Genomic DNA, 16,108 nt, shown 5'->3' with positions numbered 1-16,108 from the left:
CCCGCCGTCGTCCCTGATTCTCAGCCGACATGCCGCAAAAGGCTGCTGCCCATGACTCATGCGTCACGGGAAGCAGCCTTTTGTGCTGCGTGGACAGGGAGAACTGTGGAAACCCGGGGTGGCTGCGATGCGCTGCCGCCAAAACCCTGTCCAGCGTGACGGCATCCGCCAGCCGATGCGTGCACGGTTTGTCCACATAACCCCGTCCGCAGCTGCCGGGCACATCCGTGGCCAGCCACCATGGCCCCATGGAAGTGTCACGAGCCTTGGAACGTTGCGGGGGAGCTGCCCGCCGACCCGCCCTCGCCCGGCTCGGCGTGGATGATGCAGCCCTTCGGCGGGCGGTCCGCAGCGGGGTCCTGCAGCCGGACCGCGGACTGTATGCGCTTCCGACGGCGCCTGCCGGGCTGATTGCCGTACTTCGGAACCGGGAGTTGCTGACCTGTTCCAGCGCCGCGGGACATTACAACCTATGGTGCCTGTCGGCGCCGGGCCTCCGCCACGTCTACCACCGGAGGCAGTCAGCAGTAGGGGATGAGGCTGTCCATCATGCCGGGCTGCTCCTGCCGCCCGCATCGATACGGCCGGTAGCAGCCCTCGCCGATGTGCTCATTCACGCGCTACGCTGCCTGCCCCTCAAGGAGTCCCTCGTCATGGTGGAGAGCGCCGTGACAAGGGGTGACATGACGGTGGGCTTCCTGCGCGACCGGCTCGAGGGCCGGCGCAACGGCAAAGCCAGGGCAGTCCTGCAGTGGGTTGATGGGGGTGCCGATTCCCTCCTTGAGACACTGGCGCGAACCTACTTCCGCCAAGCTGGGATCGACGTGCAGACCCAGGTCTACCTGGAACGGGTGGGATACATAGACCTGCTGCTGGACGGGTGGCTCGTGGTTGAGCTGGACGGCCGGCACCACGCCGACTGGAACCAGGTCAAGAAGGACCACCGGCGGAACAATGAGTCCGTCCTTCAGGGTTACACGGCACTCCGGTATTACTACTCCGACGTGGTTTACCAGCCTGAGGCCATGGTGGCGCAGGTCCTGGCGGTGCTGGGACGGCGGCGATAACCGGGCGGGCGTCACAGGGAGCATGGTTTTGGATGCCCGCTGAGACAGAAACTGCGCGATTCCGAGGCCGTGGACGGCGGGGGAGTGCAAAAAAGTGCCCTGCGTGACGCAAGCAGGCCGCGCGACCCCCGGAATCCGGCCCTAGAAGCTCAGTACCGGGGTGACCTTCACTGTGTCCCCGGTGACGTCCAGGCGGGTGGTGAAGCTGAAGTCCACTTCCTCGTTGAGGGGGTACCAGGCCCCCGTGAACAGATTCTGCTGCAGGGCCTCCACCTTCGCTTTGCCGTCGAGCGGAGCCACCACCCAGCGCCCGTCGAAGGGTTCAATGGACACGTTGGGGTATTCCGTCACGGTCCATTTGATGCTGCCGTCCTGCACCGTGTTGTTGCTGGCGTAATAGAACGGGCAGTCCGGCTGGAGTTTCTGTTCCTTGGCGGCGACGGCGGCACAGCTGTCCAGGAATTCCCTGACCTTCGCTGACACGTCCTTCTTCAGGTTGTCCGTGGCTTGGGTGAGGAGGTTGAGCGGCGCCACCGGGGCGTCCCGTGCCGTCACCGTGGCACGGGAGGGGGCCGCCGAGAAATACTCCCCGTTCACGGAGGCCTCGTACTCGCCGGGGTAGAAGACCGCAAAGGAGTTCCGGCCGTTGGGCATGTTGACGGGGACGCCGTTGACGGTGGCCTCACTGGAATTGACCACCGTGATGTCCATCGTGGGCAGCCGGGACGGAACGAAAGCCCAGGTGTTGAAGAAGATCCACTCGGTCCCGGTCTTGCGCAGCAGGAATTCAGTGCGGAGCCGGCTGCCGTCAATGGTGTACTCCAGGGGCACCATGACCTGGTTGTCCGGGCGTTCCTCGGCGTCACCGATATCAACGTTCGTGAGCCGGGACGTCGCGGTCTGCAGGGCCGTGCCGTCGAGCATGGCGGCGTTGCTGGGCGGGACAGTGGCGCGGAGCAGCCCCAGCGCCTTCCCGCCGTCGCCGCTCTGCAGCGCGTCCAGATATTCACGCACAGGCTGCTGGGGACTGGCCACGGTGTTGTTGACCAGGTTCACCGCCACCACGGCGCCGGCGACGGCAAGCATGAGTCCCAGCAGCCATCCGGCTGCGATCCTCACCAACGCTTGACTCATCTGCACGTTCCATACGTTACCTGCCATGCGTCCGACGGCGGCAGTTGAGTCAGCAGGATGCGCTTCGTTTTAGCGGCGGCGGCGCCGGGACGACGTGCCGAACACCCCGCGCAAAAGTTCCCGTCCGAGCTGGGTGCCGATGGACCTGGCCATGCTCTTGAGCCCGCCGCCCAGGGCGCCGCCGAGCATTCCGCCGATGTCGCCTACCATCGAGTCTCCCGCACCCGGGCGCGGGGCCGGGGCGCTTTCGGCCGGCGTGCGGCGCCTTGTTTCGGCGGACGGGGCGGGCCTGCTGCTCGGCCGCCCAAGGATCTCCTCCTCGATCCGGCGTGCCTCGGCGTCGACGTCGTCCTGGCCCGCCCCGCCCTGGCCCGCCCCGCCCTGAACCGGTTCGCGCGGAACAGATCCGCCGGCTGCGGGTCCGGTGGGCGCGGCGGCCTTCCCTGACAGTTTTTCGAAGGCCGAGTGGTTGTCCACTGCTGTCCCGTACTTTGCCAGCAGGGCCGAGCCTGCCACGGTGCTCCGGACCAGGGCTTCGTCGCTGGGGCCCATCACGGACTCGGGGGCGCGGAGCCTGGTGAGCGCCACCGGTGTCGGGGCGCCCTTCTCGTTCATGACGGTGATGACGGCCTCGCCGATGCCTGCAGAGGTGAGTGTCTCTTCGAGGTCGTAGTCGCTCATGGGGAACGTGGACACCGTGGCTTTGAGGGCCTTGGCGTCCTCGGGGGTAAACGCGCGGAGGGCGTGCTGCACACGGTTTGCCAGCTGGCCGAGGACCTCGGCGGGGACGTCCTTGGGGGTCTGGGTGACGAAGAAGATCCCCACGCCCTTGGACCGGATGAGCCGGACCGTGGTGGTGATGGCTTCCAGGAAGGCTTTGGAGGCGTCGTTGAAGAGGAGGTGGGCTTCGTCGAGGAAGAACACCAGCTTGGGCTTGTCCAGGTCGCCGGCCTCGGGCAGGTCCTCGAAAAGGTCCGCCAGCAGCCACATGAGGAAGGTGGAGAACAGCATGGGCTTGGTCTGCAGCGTGGGCAGCTCCAGGCAGGTGATCACCCCGCGCCCGTCCGGGGCGGTCCGCAGCAGCTCCGCGGTGTCGAACTCAGGCTCACCGAAGAACTTCTCCAGGCCCTGCGCCTCAAGGCTTACCAGCTCCCGCAGGATAACCCCGGCAGTGGCCTTGGACAGCCCGCCGAGTTCCTCAAGCTGGTCCTTGCCTTCGGCCGAGGTGAGGAACTGGATGACCGCGCGGAGGTCCTTCAGGTCGATGAGCTCCAGGCCGTTCTTGTCCGCGAAGTAGAACACCAGCTGCAGGCTCGATTCCTGCGTGTCGTTCAGCTCCATGATCCGCGAGAGCAGGATGGGGCCGAACGAGGATACGGTCGCGCGTACCGGGACGCCGTTGCCGTCGCCGCCCAGGGCCAGGAACTCCACCGGGAACGTCCGGCCCTGCCAGGCCTGCCCGATGCCCTCGGTACGTGCGGTCAGCTTTTCACTGCCGGTGGCGGCGGTGGCCAGGCCGGACAGGTCGCCCTTGATGTCGGCCAGGAAGACCGGCACCCCGGCGGTGGAAAGCTGCTCGGCCATCATGTGCAGCGTGACGGTTTTGCCCGTGCCGGTGGCGCCGGCGACGAGTCCGTGCCGGTTCATCATCGACAGCGGCAGCCGCACCGGCGCGTCCTTGTGGAGTTCGCCGTCGATGATGGCGGCCCCCAATTCGATGGTGGCGCCTTCCAGCGTGTAGCCCTTCTGGAGGGTGGCGAGCTTTTCTGATGTGGTTTTGTTGGCCATGGCGCTAGCTTAGCGGCGGCTGCGCCTCCGTGGCCGGTATGCCCTCACTTCCGTGGGCCCTCGGGAAGTTCCTTGGTGAACGCCAGGAACTTGAGTGTTTCAGGGTCGGCATCCAGGTCGAACTGCGGCCGGTAGCCGGCCTTGAGGTACAGGTTCCTGGCTTCGGGCTGGCGGGGCCCGGTGGTGAGGTAGATGCGCGTGTAGCCCCGCCGGGCCGCCAGTGCTTCCAGCTCGGCCAGCACCAGCCTTCCCAGGCCCCGGCGGCGGTGTCCCGAGTGCGTCCAGATTCGCTTCAGCTCCGCCGTGCTGGCGTCATAGCGGCGGAAGGCGCCGCCGGCAATGGATTTAGCATCCTTCAGGATCATCAGGAGTGCCCCTCCCGGCGCCGCGAACTCCGCGGCGGGGTAGCGGTTCAGTTCCTCCGCGGCGGCTTTCCTGCCGAAGAGGTCGCCGTACCGGGTGTCGTACTCGACGGCGAGTTCGTCCAGGAGCGGCCGGACCCGCAGATCGTCCATGGGGAGGTTGAGGACTTCCAGCGCGGCCGGGTCAAGCGGGCGTGCACCGTCCAGGGACCCGGCGCTGCGGGACGGGTGCCTGAGGGAAGGTTCAGCGGTCATGGTTCAGTTCTTTCCGACGACGGCGGGCGCGGTGGACAAGGCGGCGAAAGGTTCCGCAGAGAGGCCGCGGGCAACGGAGAGGATGATCCGGGCCAGGGCATCGTTCTCGCGGAAGGGTGCGGCGTTGGTGCCCGGCCGGGCGAATGCTCCCGCTCCCCAGCCCGAGGTCCCAGGCCCGACGGCAAACACCGTGGCCTGCGGCTGCCCCTGGGCATCCACCAGCTGGTGCCGGGAGGTGACCAGCAGTTTCCCGGTGGAATGGATGCCGTCCGCCGTGAGCAGCTGCTGCTCCGTGCCCAAGCCGCTGCGGTGCAGGGACTCAAGAGCCGGGTTGAGCGAGCGGGCCACGGAGGTGCCAGGGAGCCGTGCTTCGATGAAGGCCGTGGCTGCAACGGTGCCGGGGAACTGCGGCGAACCGGCCCGGAAGGTGCCGTCGGCCTCGTCGGTGGAGATCTCAAGGTTGGGCCCGAGGAACTGCAGCAGCCCGGCCCGGTGCAGGGCGAGCATCTGCCGGAGCCTGTGGGGCGGCGGCCCGGAATCCACAAAGCTGAAGAAGCCGTGCCACCAGCCGTGGACGGCCTGCTGGGAGCGGGCGCTGAGCCGCTCCAGTGGGACCACGCGGCCCACCTCCATGTAGACGTGCAGCAGCGCGAGGAACAGCGCGAGCGTTTCGGGATGGTCGGGGCTGTCCCGGAGTGCCAGGTCATGCTCGATGTAACCGGCCACGGCGTCCTGCACGTCCCGCCGGTCCGTGAACAGGCGCCCTTCCAGGGGCCGGTCCAGCCGTTCCAGGTCCAGATGCAGGGCGCTATCCGGTACGGCAGCGGCCACGAGTTCCTCCCGGCGGGCTCTGTACCAGTCCAGCGCCGCGTAGCGGGCCGCGAACTCGTCCCAGTCCATGGCGGCCCGGGCGGGGCTGCCCGTCAGCAGCTCCCGGTAGTAGCCGTAGCCCGCCTCCTTGGCGATCAGCGGCCACAGGTCCCTGCGGAAGTCCAGTTCCCCGTGCCGCTCCAGCAGGGCCTCCACCGCCGCCGCGGTGAAGAAACGCAGCGGTCCCGGAGCCTCGCCGCGGAGCGTTGCGGAGATCTTCGAGTGGTACGGCACTCCCCGGCGGGACCCAGCCCAAAGCCGGGGTTCCCTGCCCGACGCGACATACCGGAGGCCGCCGTCGGATGTTTCCTCAAACCGGCCGCCGCGTCCCTCCGTCAGGAGGACCACCAGGTCCACAAAGGCGAGGCCCATGCCGGACACGATGACGTCCTGTCCGGGGGCTATGGGGGAGTAGTCGACGTCGGTGGTGTAGCCGGGTGCCGCATGGAAACCGCCGTGACGCCTGGCAAAACCGGACCAGGCAGCAGAAGCGGCATCCGGGCGCGAATCGGTATGCCCAAGCGCGTTCACCAGGATGTCCGCGCGCAGGGTCCGCCCGTTCGCAAGCTCTACGGCATGGCCACCGCCTTCAAGCGCGGTGACGTCCACAGCCATGGTCCGGTGCACCGTCACGCTGCGCCCCAGGGACTTCGCGGCCCGGCGGAAGAACCACTCCAGGTACTGGCTTTGCAGCTGGCGGGTGGGAAAGCTGGCGCGGTTGAGCTGCCTGAGCTGCTCCCACAGAAGCTGCGGAAAGTCCGGCACGTCGGTAATCGAACCGTCCACTACGCCGGCAGCCCATTCGGCGAGGCCCGGACCCGGGACCGCAGGACCCAGGCATTCCACGGACCCGTCCGTGAACATCGTGACGTCAGCGGCAGTGGAGTTCAGCAGAAGGCCCGGATGCTGGTCGTAGCGCCAGATGCGTCCAGAGCCAGGGACGTACGGCTCCACAACGTGGATGTCCAGCGGCCCGGTGAAGAGCTCCGAACGGTTGGCGGCGATCCGTTCGAGCACGCCGGCCGTCCGGGGACCGCCGCCGATGAAGACGACGGCGGGAATGTTCGCTGGCATGGCGCTCCTGGCTATGGAGGGGAAGGGCGGCTGGGAGTGCCCATGCTAGGCAGCGTTTCCGACGGCGGTCGAGCGCTTTGTCACGGCCGTTAACTGCGCGTCACACCGCGTCAAGCAACGCAAGAATCCGACTCATGACGCCGTGCGAACCCCGGTGAAGTTATGCAACCCGGCGCCTTGCTGGCCCCTCCAGGCGGGTCCTAGATTTGCAGCCAGCATCCGGGGCAAACAGCTCCGGCCTCAACAATCCGATCTTTCGGACCTAACAAAGAAGCGGGGTGGCGCATGAGTTCAGCAGCAACTACCGCGGCGCAGTCAACAACGTCAGCACAGCCAGCACAGTCAACTGCCGGCCGGGCGCCGGCTGCCGCGGATAGCCGGGCAACTGCGGCCGGGGCGGTTTCTTCTGGGTCCGGCGGTGTCCCGCCGGAAGTCGGGACGGCCCGCGTGGCCACCGATTACTCCTCCTACCGGGTGGTGGCCGCCAGGCACCCCTGGCGCTGGGTGGGGACAGCCGTCGTCGCCCTCGGGGTCTTCGCTGTTGCGTGGTCGTTGGCCACCAACCCGCGCTGGGAGTGGGGAGTGGTGGCCCAGTGGTTCACCGCCCAGTCCGTCATCAACGGCCTGCTGGAGACGCTTAAGCTGACGGCCATCTCGGGCATCCTCGGCTTTGTGCTGGGCTTCATCCTGGCGCTCATGCGGCTGTCCGCCTCGCCGCTGCTGGTCTCGGTGTCCTGGACGTTCTCCTGGATCTTCCGGTCCACACCCCTCCTGGTGCAGATGCTGCTCTGGTACAACCTGGGTTACCTGTACGAAAAGATCAGCTTGGGCATCCCCTTCACGGACGTCCGGTTCTTCGAGGTCCAGACCACCACACTGATCAGCCAGTTCGCGGCAGCAGTGCTGGGCCTGACCCTCAACCAGGCTGCCTACTCGGCCGAGATCATCCGCGGCGGCATCCTCTCCGTGGACCAGGGCCAGCTCGAAGCCGCGGCCGCCCTGGGCATCCCGGCCTGGCGCAGGTCCACGCGGATTGTCCTGCCGCAGGCCATGCGGGCCATCCTGCCCACAGCCTTCAACGAGATTGTCGGCCTGGTCAAGGGCACGTCCATTGTGTACGTCCTGGCCTACTCCGAGCTGTTCTACACAGTTCAGGTGATCTACAACCGCACGCAGCAGGTCCTGCCGCTGCTGCTGGTGGCCACTCTTTGGTACGTGGTGATCACGTCCGTGCTCAGCGTCTTCCAGTACTACATCGAACGGCACTACTCCAAGGGCGCGGTGCGGAACCTGCCGCTGACGCCCCTGCAGACGGCCCGCAAATTCTTCGCCACCCACGCTGTGGCCAACACCGCAAGGAACGCCCGATGAGCACCGTAACTACCTCTGCCCCGGCAACTGCCACCGACCCAGTCACCACGCCATCCACCCGCGGCCTGGTGGAAATCACCAAGGTCCGCAAGTCCTTCGGGGCCACCGAGGTCCTCAAAGGGGTCAGCCTCACGGTGGAACCGGGCGGGGTGGCTGTCATCGTGGGCCCCTCCGGATCCGGCAAGTCCACACTGCTGCGCACCATCAACCACCTGGAAAAGGTGGACGGGGGCTTCATCTCCATTGACGGCAACCTGGTGGGATATGAAGTCCGGGGCAACCGGCTGCACGAGCTGCGCGGGAAGGAAATCCTCAAGCAGCGGACCGAAATCGGAATGGTGTTCCAGAACTTCAACCTGTTCCCGCACCTCACGGCCCTGGAAAATGTGAGCGAAGCCCCCGTCGTCGCACAGGGATGCTCCAAAGACGAGGCGCGGCGCCGCGGCCTGGAACTCCTGGACCGGGTGGGACTGAAGGACCGTGCGGACGCCTACCCGCGCCAGCTCTCCGGCGGCCAGCAGCAGCGGGTGGCCATCGCCCGCGCCCTGGCCCTGGACCCCAAAATCCTGCTGTTCGACGAGCCCACGTCCGCACTGGACCCGGAACTCGTCAACGAAGTGCTGGACGTCATCCGCGAACTCGCGAAATCCGGCACCACGCTGCTCATCGTCACCCACGAGATGGGCTTCGCCCGCGACGTGGCGGACACCGTGGTGTTCATGGACCAGGGGCAGATCGTGGAACAAGGCAGCCCGGAACACATTTTCACCAACCCCCAGGAACCGCGCACCCGGAGCTTCTTCTCCAAGGTGCTCGAACCGGCTTTCAACATCTAAGGACTTCCCCATGACACCTCCCACTGGCCTTTCCCGCGGCCCACGCCGCAGCCGCGCACTCGCTGCGCTGCCCGCCGTCGTACTTCTTGGAACTGCCGCCCTGGCCGGCTGCGCTGATCCCGGCGCCTCGGCTGCCGGCACCTCCACGGGCGGGGCGCAGACAACGGCGGCCCGCAACGGCGTCGTGTACAACACCGCGCCGGACCAGCAGCGCATCCGTGCGGAGAAAGAGGCGGCGCTCGCCGCCAAGGTCCCCGAACTGATCGGCAGGGACGGCAAGCTGACCGTCGCCACCACGGCCGGGTCCATCCCGCTGTCCTTCCACGCCACGGATGACCAGACGGCCATCGGTTCCGAGCTGGACATCGCGCAGCTCGTGGCGGACAAGCTGGGCCTGGAGCTGGACGTCCAGGTGACGTCCTGGGAGAACTGGCCGCTGAAAACCCAGTCCGGCGACTTCGAGGCCGTGTTCTCCAACGTGGGAGTCAACAAGGACCGGGTGAAGCTGTTCGACTTCGCCAGCTACCGCGCGGCCTTCATGGGCTTCGAAGCCAAGAAATCCGCCAGCTATGACATCAAGGGCGCAGACGACATCTCCGGCCTTAAGGTGTCCGTGGGCTCCGGAACCAACCAGGAAAAGATCCTGCTGGCGTGGAACAAGGAACTCGAAAGCAAGGGCAAGGCGCCGGCCACCCTCCAGTACTACTCCTCCGACGCAGACACCATCCTGGCGCTGTCCTCCGGCCGCACCGACCTGAACATCTCGCCCTACCCGTCCACGGTGTACCGGGAGAACACCCGGGACGACCTGAAGGTGGTGGGCAAGGTCAACGCCGGCTGGCCGTCCGAAACCCTGGTGGCCGCCACCACGCTGCGCGGCAACGGCCTGGCCCCGGTCATTTCCGAGGCCCTCAACTCCGCGATCGACGACGGGTCCTACGGCAAGGTGCTGGAGCGCTGGGGCCTGTCCGAGGAAGCCCTGCCCGAATCCAGGACCATCACGGAAGAGAACTTCGCGGCCACGCAGGCATCGGCCAGCGCGGCCCCTTCAGGGAAGGCATCATGAACGCACTGTCCACCGGAACAGCCCTGGAGTCCTTTGACGCAGACTGGCAGGAATGGCACGCCGCACACGAAAAGCAGCGGGCGCACCCGCACGGTTTCCTGGCCGTGACCCACCTGCACTGGCTGGGCAGCGAAGCTGCCCGGCTGGAAGGTGCGCCGGGCATCTGGAGGGTGGAGGCCGACGTCGTCCGCGTGGTTCTGGAGCCGGGCGAAAGCCTGCAGCGGGACGGCAGGGAACTGAACATCGAAGCGGGCACGACTGCCACGTTCGGCCCCATCGAGGAGCGCGGCGGCATCAACCTGCTCTCCGGCAACACGGTCATTGAGGTGGCCAAGCGCGGCGGCGAGTACATTGTGCGGCCCCGGAATCCGGAGAACGGATTGCTGCGGAATTACCAGGGCACGCCGGCATACTCACCGGACGCCGCCTACGCCGTCCGCGGGACCTACGTCCCGTTCGAGGCGCCGCGGCCCACCACGGTGGGGGCCGCCGTCGAAGGAATCCAGCACGTCTACGAGGCGCCGGGCGAGATCCGCTTCCGCCTGGCGGGGGAGGACCTGGCGCTGACCGCGTTCAACGGCCACGCGCCAGGATCGCTGTCCGTGCTGTTCACGGACCAGACCTCCGGCAGGACAACCTACCCGGCCAACCGCTCGCTCTCCGTTGTGCCTGCCCCGGATGGCGCCGTGGAGCTCGACTTCAACCGGGCCGTCAACCTGCCCTGCGCCTACACCGACCTTGCCACCTGCCCGCTGCCGCCGGCCGAAAACCGGCTGCCGGTGGCTATTGAAGCCGGCGAGAAGATCCCCTACGAACGTCAGGACAAGCAGTGAGCACCTCTAAGACGCCCCAGGCGGGATTCCTTGCCATCGAACTCGACGGCGCCGGCTGGGACGGCGTGGACCTTTCCCGGGCCGTGCTGGCCGCCGAATCCGCCGGGTTCCATGTGGCCACGTTCACCGATGCGCCGGCGTCCGGCCGCACCAATGCCCTGCAGCGCGCGGCCTTCGCGGGACCGGTGACGCGCACCATCGCCCTGGTCCCTGAGGTGGATACCGTGTACACCGAGCCGTTCCACGTCTCCACCCAGCTGGCGAGCCTCGACTACGTCTCCGGCGGCCGGGCCGGATGGATCGCCACGGCGGCCGAAGCGCCCGAGGCGGCAGCCGCCGTCGGCCGTTCCTCCGTGAGTGGCGCCGCCCTGGCCCAGGAAGCCGCCGCGTCCGTTGAGGTGTCCCGGCGCCTGTGGGATTCGTGGGAGGACGACGCCGTGATCCGTGACGTCGCCACCGGCCGGTACATCGACGTGGACAAGCTCCACTATGCCGATTTCGAAACTCCGGCCGGGTTTGCCGGACCCGGGTACTCGGTCAAGGGCCCGTCCATCATTCCGCGGCCGCTGCAGGGCCAGCTGCCGGTGCTGGCCGCAGCGTCCCTGGTGGGCGAGGGGCAGGTGCCGGCCGGCGCTGTTGACGCCGTCCTGGTGTCTGCCCCCACGCCCGAACTGCTCGCCGCCGAGGTGCGCGAAGTCCGTGCCCGGCTGGGTGCCGGCGTTGCGGTGGTCGCCGAGCTCGACGTCGTCCTGGACTCCCGCGGGCAGGCTGCGGCGGGGCGGGTGGCTGGCTTTGACTCCGGCCGTGCTGCCTACGCCGGTTCCGCTGCCGGTCTCACGGACTTCCTTGCGGAACTCCTGAAGGAGGCCGACGGCGTGCGCCTGCACCCGGCGTCGCTCTTTGTCGACCGGGAGGAACTGGGCCGCCTGGTCCTGCCGGAACTGCGCCGCCGTGGAGTCCTTCGCCCGGTGGTGCAGGACGGCACCTTCCGCGAACTTTTGGGGCTTTCACGCCCGGTGAGCCGCTACGCCGCCGCATCCGACGCCACCGCCGCATCCAACGCCGCGGCCGAATCCAACGCCGTTGCTCCCGCCGGCGCAGGAAAGTAAGGGAAAGCCATGACGCAGCACACGCGTGCTAAATCCGACGTGTTCACTCCCACCGGACAGATCCAGTTCGGGGTCTTCTTCCAGGGCGTGAACTCCGGCACCATCTGGAAGGCGGCCGAATCCGGCTCCCAGACTGACTTCGAGTCCTTCCGCCGCATCGCGCAGACCGCCGAGCGGGGACTGTTCGCGGCGTTCTTCCTGGGCGAGGGACTCCGCCTGCGGGAGCACCTGGGCCGCCCGCACGCCCTGGATGTGGTGGGCCGCCCCGACGCGCAGACCATGCTGGCCGCACTGGCGTCGGTGACCAAGAACATCGGCCTGGTGGCCACCCAGAACACTACCTACAACGATCCCGCGGACCTGGCGCACCGGCTCGCGTCCCTGGACCTGGTCTCCGGCGGGCGGGCCGCGTGGAACATCGTAACCACGGACAACGCCTGGACCGGGGCGAATTTCCGGCGCGGCGGCTACCTGGACCACGCGGACCGCTACAAGCACGCCGAAGCGTTCGTGGAGACGGCCAAGCGGATCTGGGATTCGTGGGAAACACCTGAGGGGCCGGCACGCCGGGTGCTCCACGAGGGCCAGCACTACACGGTGGATGTCACGCCGCGGCTGCCGCGCAGCGCCCAATACCGGCCCGTGCTCTTCCAGGCCGGCGACTCCCCGGAGGGCCGCAACTTTGCCGCCCGCCAGGCGGACGTGATCTTCTCCGCCCACCCGAAGTTCGATGCCGCCGTGGAGTTCCGCAAGGACCTCGTGGCGCGGTCCGTGGCCGCCGGCCGCGGTGCGAACGCGGTGCAGATCATGCCGGCCAGCGAATTCATCCTTGCGCCCACCGCCGCGGAAGCAGCTGAAAAGAAGGAGTGGGTGCGCAGCCTGCAGATCGGCCCGCAGCAGGCCATCGCCTACCTGGAGCAGTTCTGGGGCCGCGAGCTGTCCGCTTACGATCCTGACGGGCCGCTGCCTGGAATCGACCCGGTCGTGGACGAGACCTCGGAGACCCGCGGCAGCGGCTTCCACGGAGCGAAGGCCCGGCAGTTGGCGGACCAGTGGCGGGCCGAGGCCAAGGACAAGGGCCTGTCCATCCGGCAGTTCGTCACGTCCCGCACCGCACGCGTGGACGCCACCTTTACCGGCTCGTACGCCGATGTGGCGGACCGGCTGGCTGAGTATGCGCGGGTGGGCGCCGTGGACGGGTTCAACATCTCGCCGTGGCTGGTTCCCACCGGCCTGGACGACATTGTGAACCACCTGGTTCCGGAGCTCCAGGAACGCGGGGTGTACCCCACCGGATACCGCGGCAGCACGCTCCGCGGGAACCTTGGGCTGGCAACGCCGGTACGGACCGCGGATGACGCCGCCCAGGCGGTACGGGCCTGATGCACCCGGCTGAGATGGCTGGAAAGGCCGACGACGGCGGCGGGGTGGGTGCCGTCGTCGACCATTCCGGCGGGGCTGCTTCGCTGGGGACCGTCACGCTGCAACTGACGGTGTGGGAGCAGTGGCTGTAGGAGAACCGCCATCTCCCCGGCGCATACTCGTAGGACGTAACCGCATCCCGATCTAAGGAAGCCGATGCCCCACCCCACCCGTCCCCTGCGGAAACTTGGATTCCTCACCATTGGGCTGTTTGATCCTGCGGATCCTGCCGCGGGACACGAATCCACCTTGCGGATTATCGAACTGGGCGAACGGCTGGGATTCGACAGCGCCTGGCTGCGCCACCGGCATCTGCAGTTCGGCATTTCTTCCCCGGTGGCGGTGCTGGCCGCCGCGAGCCAGCGCACCTCGCGCATTGAGCTTGGGACGGCCGTGACGCCGCTGGGTTGGGAGAACCCGCTGCGCCTGGCAGAGGACCTGGCCACCGTGGACCTGCTTGCCGGAGGACGCATCAATCCCGGCGTCAGTGTGGGCGAGCCGATGCACTACGACACTGTGAAGCATGAGCTGTACCCGGATTCCGGGGAGCAGGAGGACTTCAGCTACGGCCGGGTGGAGCGGTTTGCGCACTTGGTTGCAGGGGAGCCGGTGCGCGAATTTTCCGGCAGGCAAGGGGTGGTGGAGGAGTTCTCCAACCGCGTCGAGCCGCACTCTCCCGGGTTGCGCGGGCGCCTTTGGTACGGGGCCGGCAGCACGGCGTCAGCTGTCTGGGCGGGGGCCAACGGGTTCAACCTGCTCTCCAGCAGCGTGGTCTTCCCTGGCGAGGACCAGGACCCGGATTTTGCCCTCGTCCAGCAGTCGCAGATCCGGGCCTTCCGCGAAGCGGCAGCAGCGTCAGGACACTCCCGGGCGCGGGTTTCGCAGGGCCTGGTGGTGATCCCCACCGATTCGGCGACGCCGGCCCAGCGGGAGAAATACCAGCGGTACGTCGACGAACGCACGCCACGCACCACGGCGCCGCAGGGGCCGAGGGGCATGATGTTCGCCCGGGACCTGATCGGCAGCAGCGAGCAGATCGCTGGGCAGCTGTACGCACACGCAGGGTTCCAGGAGGTGGACGAGGTGGCGTTCGCACTGCCCTTCAGCTTCGACCACGAGGACTACGTCCAGATCCTTACGGACATCGCAGGCAAACTTGGCCCCGCCCTGGGCTGGACTCCGGCGGAAGCCGGCAAGCCGGCATCGTAGTCGCAAGGGACCTGCCGGTTAACGCAGAAGGGCCGACGACGGCGTGGAAACTTCCGTCGTCGGCCCTTCTTGCGGGCGTTCCTAGGACACCTTGGCGTCCACCACGTCCTGCTCAGCGGGGGCGGCCTGCGGGGCGCCGCCCGAGGACGGATGGGCCGCGACGGCCGCGGCATGTTCGGCGAGCACGCCCGTCTGGTGGCGGATCTTCAGCCGGTAGAGCAGGGCCCCGCCAACGGTGACGGCGGCAACGAAGATCACGCCGCCCCATTGCAGGTACCACTCGAATGGCGGCACCGAGTTGTAGATCTCCTGGCGCGGCCACACCAGGTTCAGCGTCATGGCACCGCCCCACAGGACTGCCAGGATGTTCACCGGCAGCCCCCACCTGCCCAGGGAAAAGCCGGGCTCGGAGCCGTCTGCGGCTAGCGGCCACTTCTTCAGGAGGCGGTTGCGCAGCATGGGCACGGTGACCAGGAGGTAGGAGAGGTAGATCAGGACGATGCTGATGCTGGACATGATCGTGAAAATTGCGGGCTGCGTAACGTTGATGAGCAGTGGCATCACGGCCAGGATGCCGATCACGATCGCCGCAACAGTCGGGGTCCTGCGGACCGGGTCCACTTTGCTGAGCTGCCGGCTGAACGGCAGGTTGTTGTCCCGGGCCATGGCGAACATCATGCGGATGGCGGCGGCATGGACGGCCAGGGTGCAGACCACCACGGCCACAACGATGCACGCAAGGAAGGCCTTGCCGAACGGTCCGCCCAGGACGGACAGCACGATGTACTGCAGCCCGCCGTCGGCCGATCCCACCTTGGGGTCCGCCAGGTCCGGTGCGGCCAGGATGCCGAACAGCAGGATCAGCCCACCCAGCACGAACGAAGCCGTGATGGCCCGCAGGATGGCCTTGGGTGCCGTGCGCTTGGGGTCTTTCGTTTCCTCCCCGAGCGAGCTGGCGGTGTCAAAGCCGTACATGACGTAGCCCGATGCCATGGCGCCGATAAGGAAAACGCCGAAGAAGCCGAGGTCATGGCCTTCGCCGAAACCGGCGGTATCAAAGAGGACCTCGGGCCCGCGCACCACGTGCCAGCCCAGCGCGAGGATGAGGAGCACGGCTGCGCTCAGCTCCACGAAAACGCCGATGCTGTTGATCCGGGTCATGAGCTTCACGCCGAACGCATTAATGAGTGTGGAGATGGTGATCATGATGCTGGCCAGCACCACGCCGTTCATGGCGAAATCGTAGGGGCCGGTGCCGTCACCGACGAACTGGAAGCCGGACCAGAGCTGGGGCAGGGTGAGCTGCAGGGCCAGTGCCACGGAGCCCAGTGCCACGATGGAGGAGAGCATCAGCAGCCATCCGGCCAGCCAGGCCGAGGTGCCCGACGCGAGCCGTTTGGCCCAGTTGTACACCGATCCCGCCACGGGGTAGCGGCCCGCCAGTTCGGCAAAGCACAGGGCCACCATCAGCTGGCCGGCGAAGACAAGGGGCCAGGACCACGCGTAGGCGGGGCCGGCCATGGAAAAACCAAAGTAGAACAGTTGGAAAACACCGGTGAGGATGGAGATGTAGCTGACACCTGCCGCGAAGCTGGCGAACTTGCCGATGCTCCGGTCCAGGGTCTGCGCGTAGCCAAACTCGTCCATGCCGCTTGAATCAATACTCTTGCTGGGTTCCGCCATGTGGACTCCTCAATCAAAAAAGCACGATA

At 67.4% G+C, this 16,108-nt stretch carries 13 protein-coding genes; 8 read left to right on the top strand and 5 right to left on the bottom strand.

Features of this window, described 5'->3' with window-relative positions; genetic code table 11:
• Window positions 1-248: 248 nt before the first annotated feature.
• The gene (locus tag AC4BCK_RS19780) at window positions 249-1,067 is read left to right on the top strand and encodes a DUF559 domain-containing protein (protein WP_400576782.1); all 819 of its coding nucleotides are present in this window, start codon (window positions 249-251) and stop codon (window positions 1,065-1,067) included.
• Window positions 1,068-1,208: 141 nt separating this feature from the next.
• Here the strand turns inward: AC4BCK_RS19780 and AC4BCK_RS19775 are convergent, their stop codons facing one another.
• The 4 genes from AC4BCK_RS19775 to AC4BCK_RS19760 all read right to left on the bottom strand — a co-directional run bounded on the left by AC4BCK_RS19775 (window position 1,209) and on the right by AC4BCK_RS19760 (window position 6,550).
• The gene (locus AC4BCK_RS19775) at window positions 1,209-2,201 is read right to left on the bottom strand and encodes a hypothetical protein (RefSeq protein ID WP_174176068.1); all 993 of its coding nucleotides are present in this window, start codon (window positions 2,199-2,201) and stop codon (window positions 1,209-1,211) included.
• Between the two features lie 69 nt (window positions 2,202-2,270).
• Window positions 2,271-3,989 (bottom strand): helicase HerA-like domain-containing protein, encoded by a 1,719-nt coding sequence (locus AC4BCK_RS19770; protein ID WP_363939335.1) that lies wholly within the window; start codon window positions 3,987-3,989, stop codon window positions 2,271-2,273.
• Between the two features lie 44 nt (window positions 3,990-4,033).
• A complete protein-coding gene (locus AC4BCK_RS19765; protein WP_490566382.1) occupies window positions 4,034-4,606 on the bottom strand; it encodes a GNAT family N-acetyltransferase in 573 nt (190 codons plus the stop codon).
• Window positions 4,607-4,609: 3 nt separating this feature from the next.
• On the bottom strand, window positions 4,610-6,550 hold the full coding sequence (locus AC4BCK_RS19760; protein WP_490566381.1) for an FAD/NAD(P)-binding protein: 1,941 nt from the start codon (window positions 6,548-6,550) through the stop codon (window positions 4,610-4,612).
• Window positions 6,551-6,835: 285 nt separating this feature from the next.
• On the opposite strand from AC4BCK_RS19760, the gene AC4BCK_RS19755 reads away from it, so the two are divergent.
• From AC4BCK_RS19755 to AC4BCK_RS19725, 7 genes are all read left to right on the top strand, one after another.
• Window positions 6,836-7,921, top strand: coding sequence for an amino acid ABC transporter permease (locus AC4BCK_RS19755; RefSeq protein ID WP_377085610.1), 1,086 nt, complete (start codon window positions 6,836-6,838; stop codon window positions 7,919-7,921).
• The gene (locus AC4BCK_RS19750; RefSeq protein ID WP_377085608.1) at window positions 7,918-8,757 is read left to right on the top strand and encodes an amino acid ABC transporter ATP-binding protein; all 840 of its coding nucleotides are present in this window, start codon (window positions 7,918-7,920) and stop codon (window positions 8,755-8,757) included. The genes AC4BCK_RS19755 and AC4BCK_RS19750 overlap by 4 nt, the downstream gene beginning before the upstream one ends.
• A gap of 10 nt (window positions 8,758-8,767) precedes the next feature.
• Window positions 8,768-9,823 carry a transporter substrate-binding domain-containing protein gene (locus AC4BCK_RS19745; protein WP_174176076.1) on the top strand — a complete coding sequence of 352 codons (1,056 nt, stop codon included), beginning with the start codon at window positions 8,768-8,770 and terminating at the stop codon, window positions 9,821-9,823.
• Window positions 9,820-10,656 carry a DUF1684 domain-containing protein gene (locus AC4BCK_RS19740; protein WP_363939327.1) on the top strand — a complete coding sequence of 279 codons (837 nt, stop codon included), beginning with the start codon at window positions 9,820-9,822 and terminating at the stop codon, window positions 10,654-10,656. The genes AC4BCK_RS19745 and AC4BCK_RS19740 overlap by 4 nt, the downstream gene beginning before the upstream one ends.
• The gene (locus tag AC4BCK_RS19735; RefSeq protein WP_363939325.1) at window positions 10,653-11,765 is read left to right on the top strand and encodes an LLM class flavin-dependent oxidoreductase; all 1,113 of its coding nucleotides are present in this window, start codon (window positions 10,653-10,655) and stop codon (window positions 11,763-11,765) included. Before AC4BCK_RS19740 ends, AC4BCK_RS19735 begins: the two co-directional genes overlap by 4 nt.
• A 9-nt stretch (window positions 11,766-11,774) precedes the next feature.
• Window positions 11,775-13,148 carry an NtaA/DmoA family FMN-dependent monooxygenase gene (locus AC4BCK_RS19730; protein ID WP_363957833.1) on the top strand — a complete coding sequence of 458 codons (1,374 nt, stop codon included), beginning with the start codon at window positions 11,775-11,777 and terminating at the stop codon, window positions 13,146-13,148.
• Between the two features lie 195 nt (window positions 13,149-13,343).
• Window positions 13,344-14,396 carry an LLM class flavin-dependent oxidoreductase gene (locus AC4BCK_RS19725; RefSeq protein ID WP_174176084.1) on the top strand — a complete coding sequence of 351 codons (1,053 nt, stop codon included), beginning with the start codon at window positions 13,344-13,346 and terminating at the stop codon, window positions 14,394-14,396.
• Between the two features lie 81 nt (window positions 14,397-14,477).
• Here AC4BCK_RS19725 and AC4BCK_RS19720 read toward each other — a convergent pair whose 3' ends face one another.
• Window positions 14,478-16,079, bottom strand: coding sequence for an APC family permease (locus AC4BCK_RS19720; RefSeq protein WP_174176086.1), 1,602 nt, complete (start codon window positions 16,077-16,079; stop codon window positions 14,478-14,480).
• Window positions 16,080-16,108 lie beyond the last annotated feature (29 nt).

It is taken from the genome of Pseudarthrobacter sp. As-47, assembly GCF_058215595.1.
Note: the sequence above shows the minus strand (reverse complement) of the source record. Positions and strands in the feature narration are given on the sequence as shown.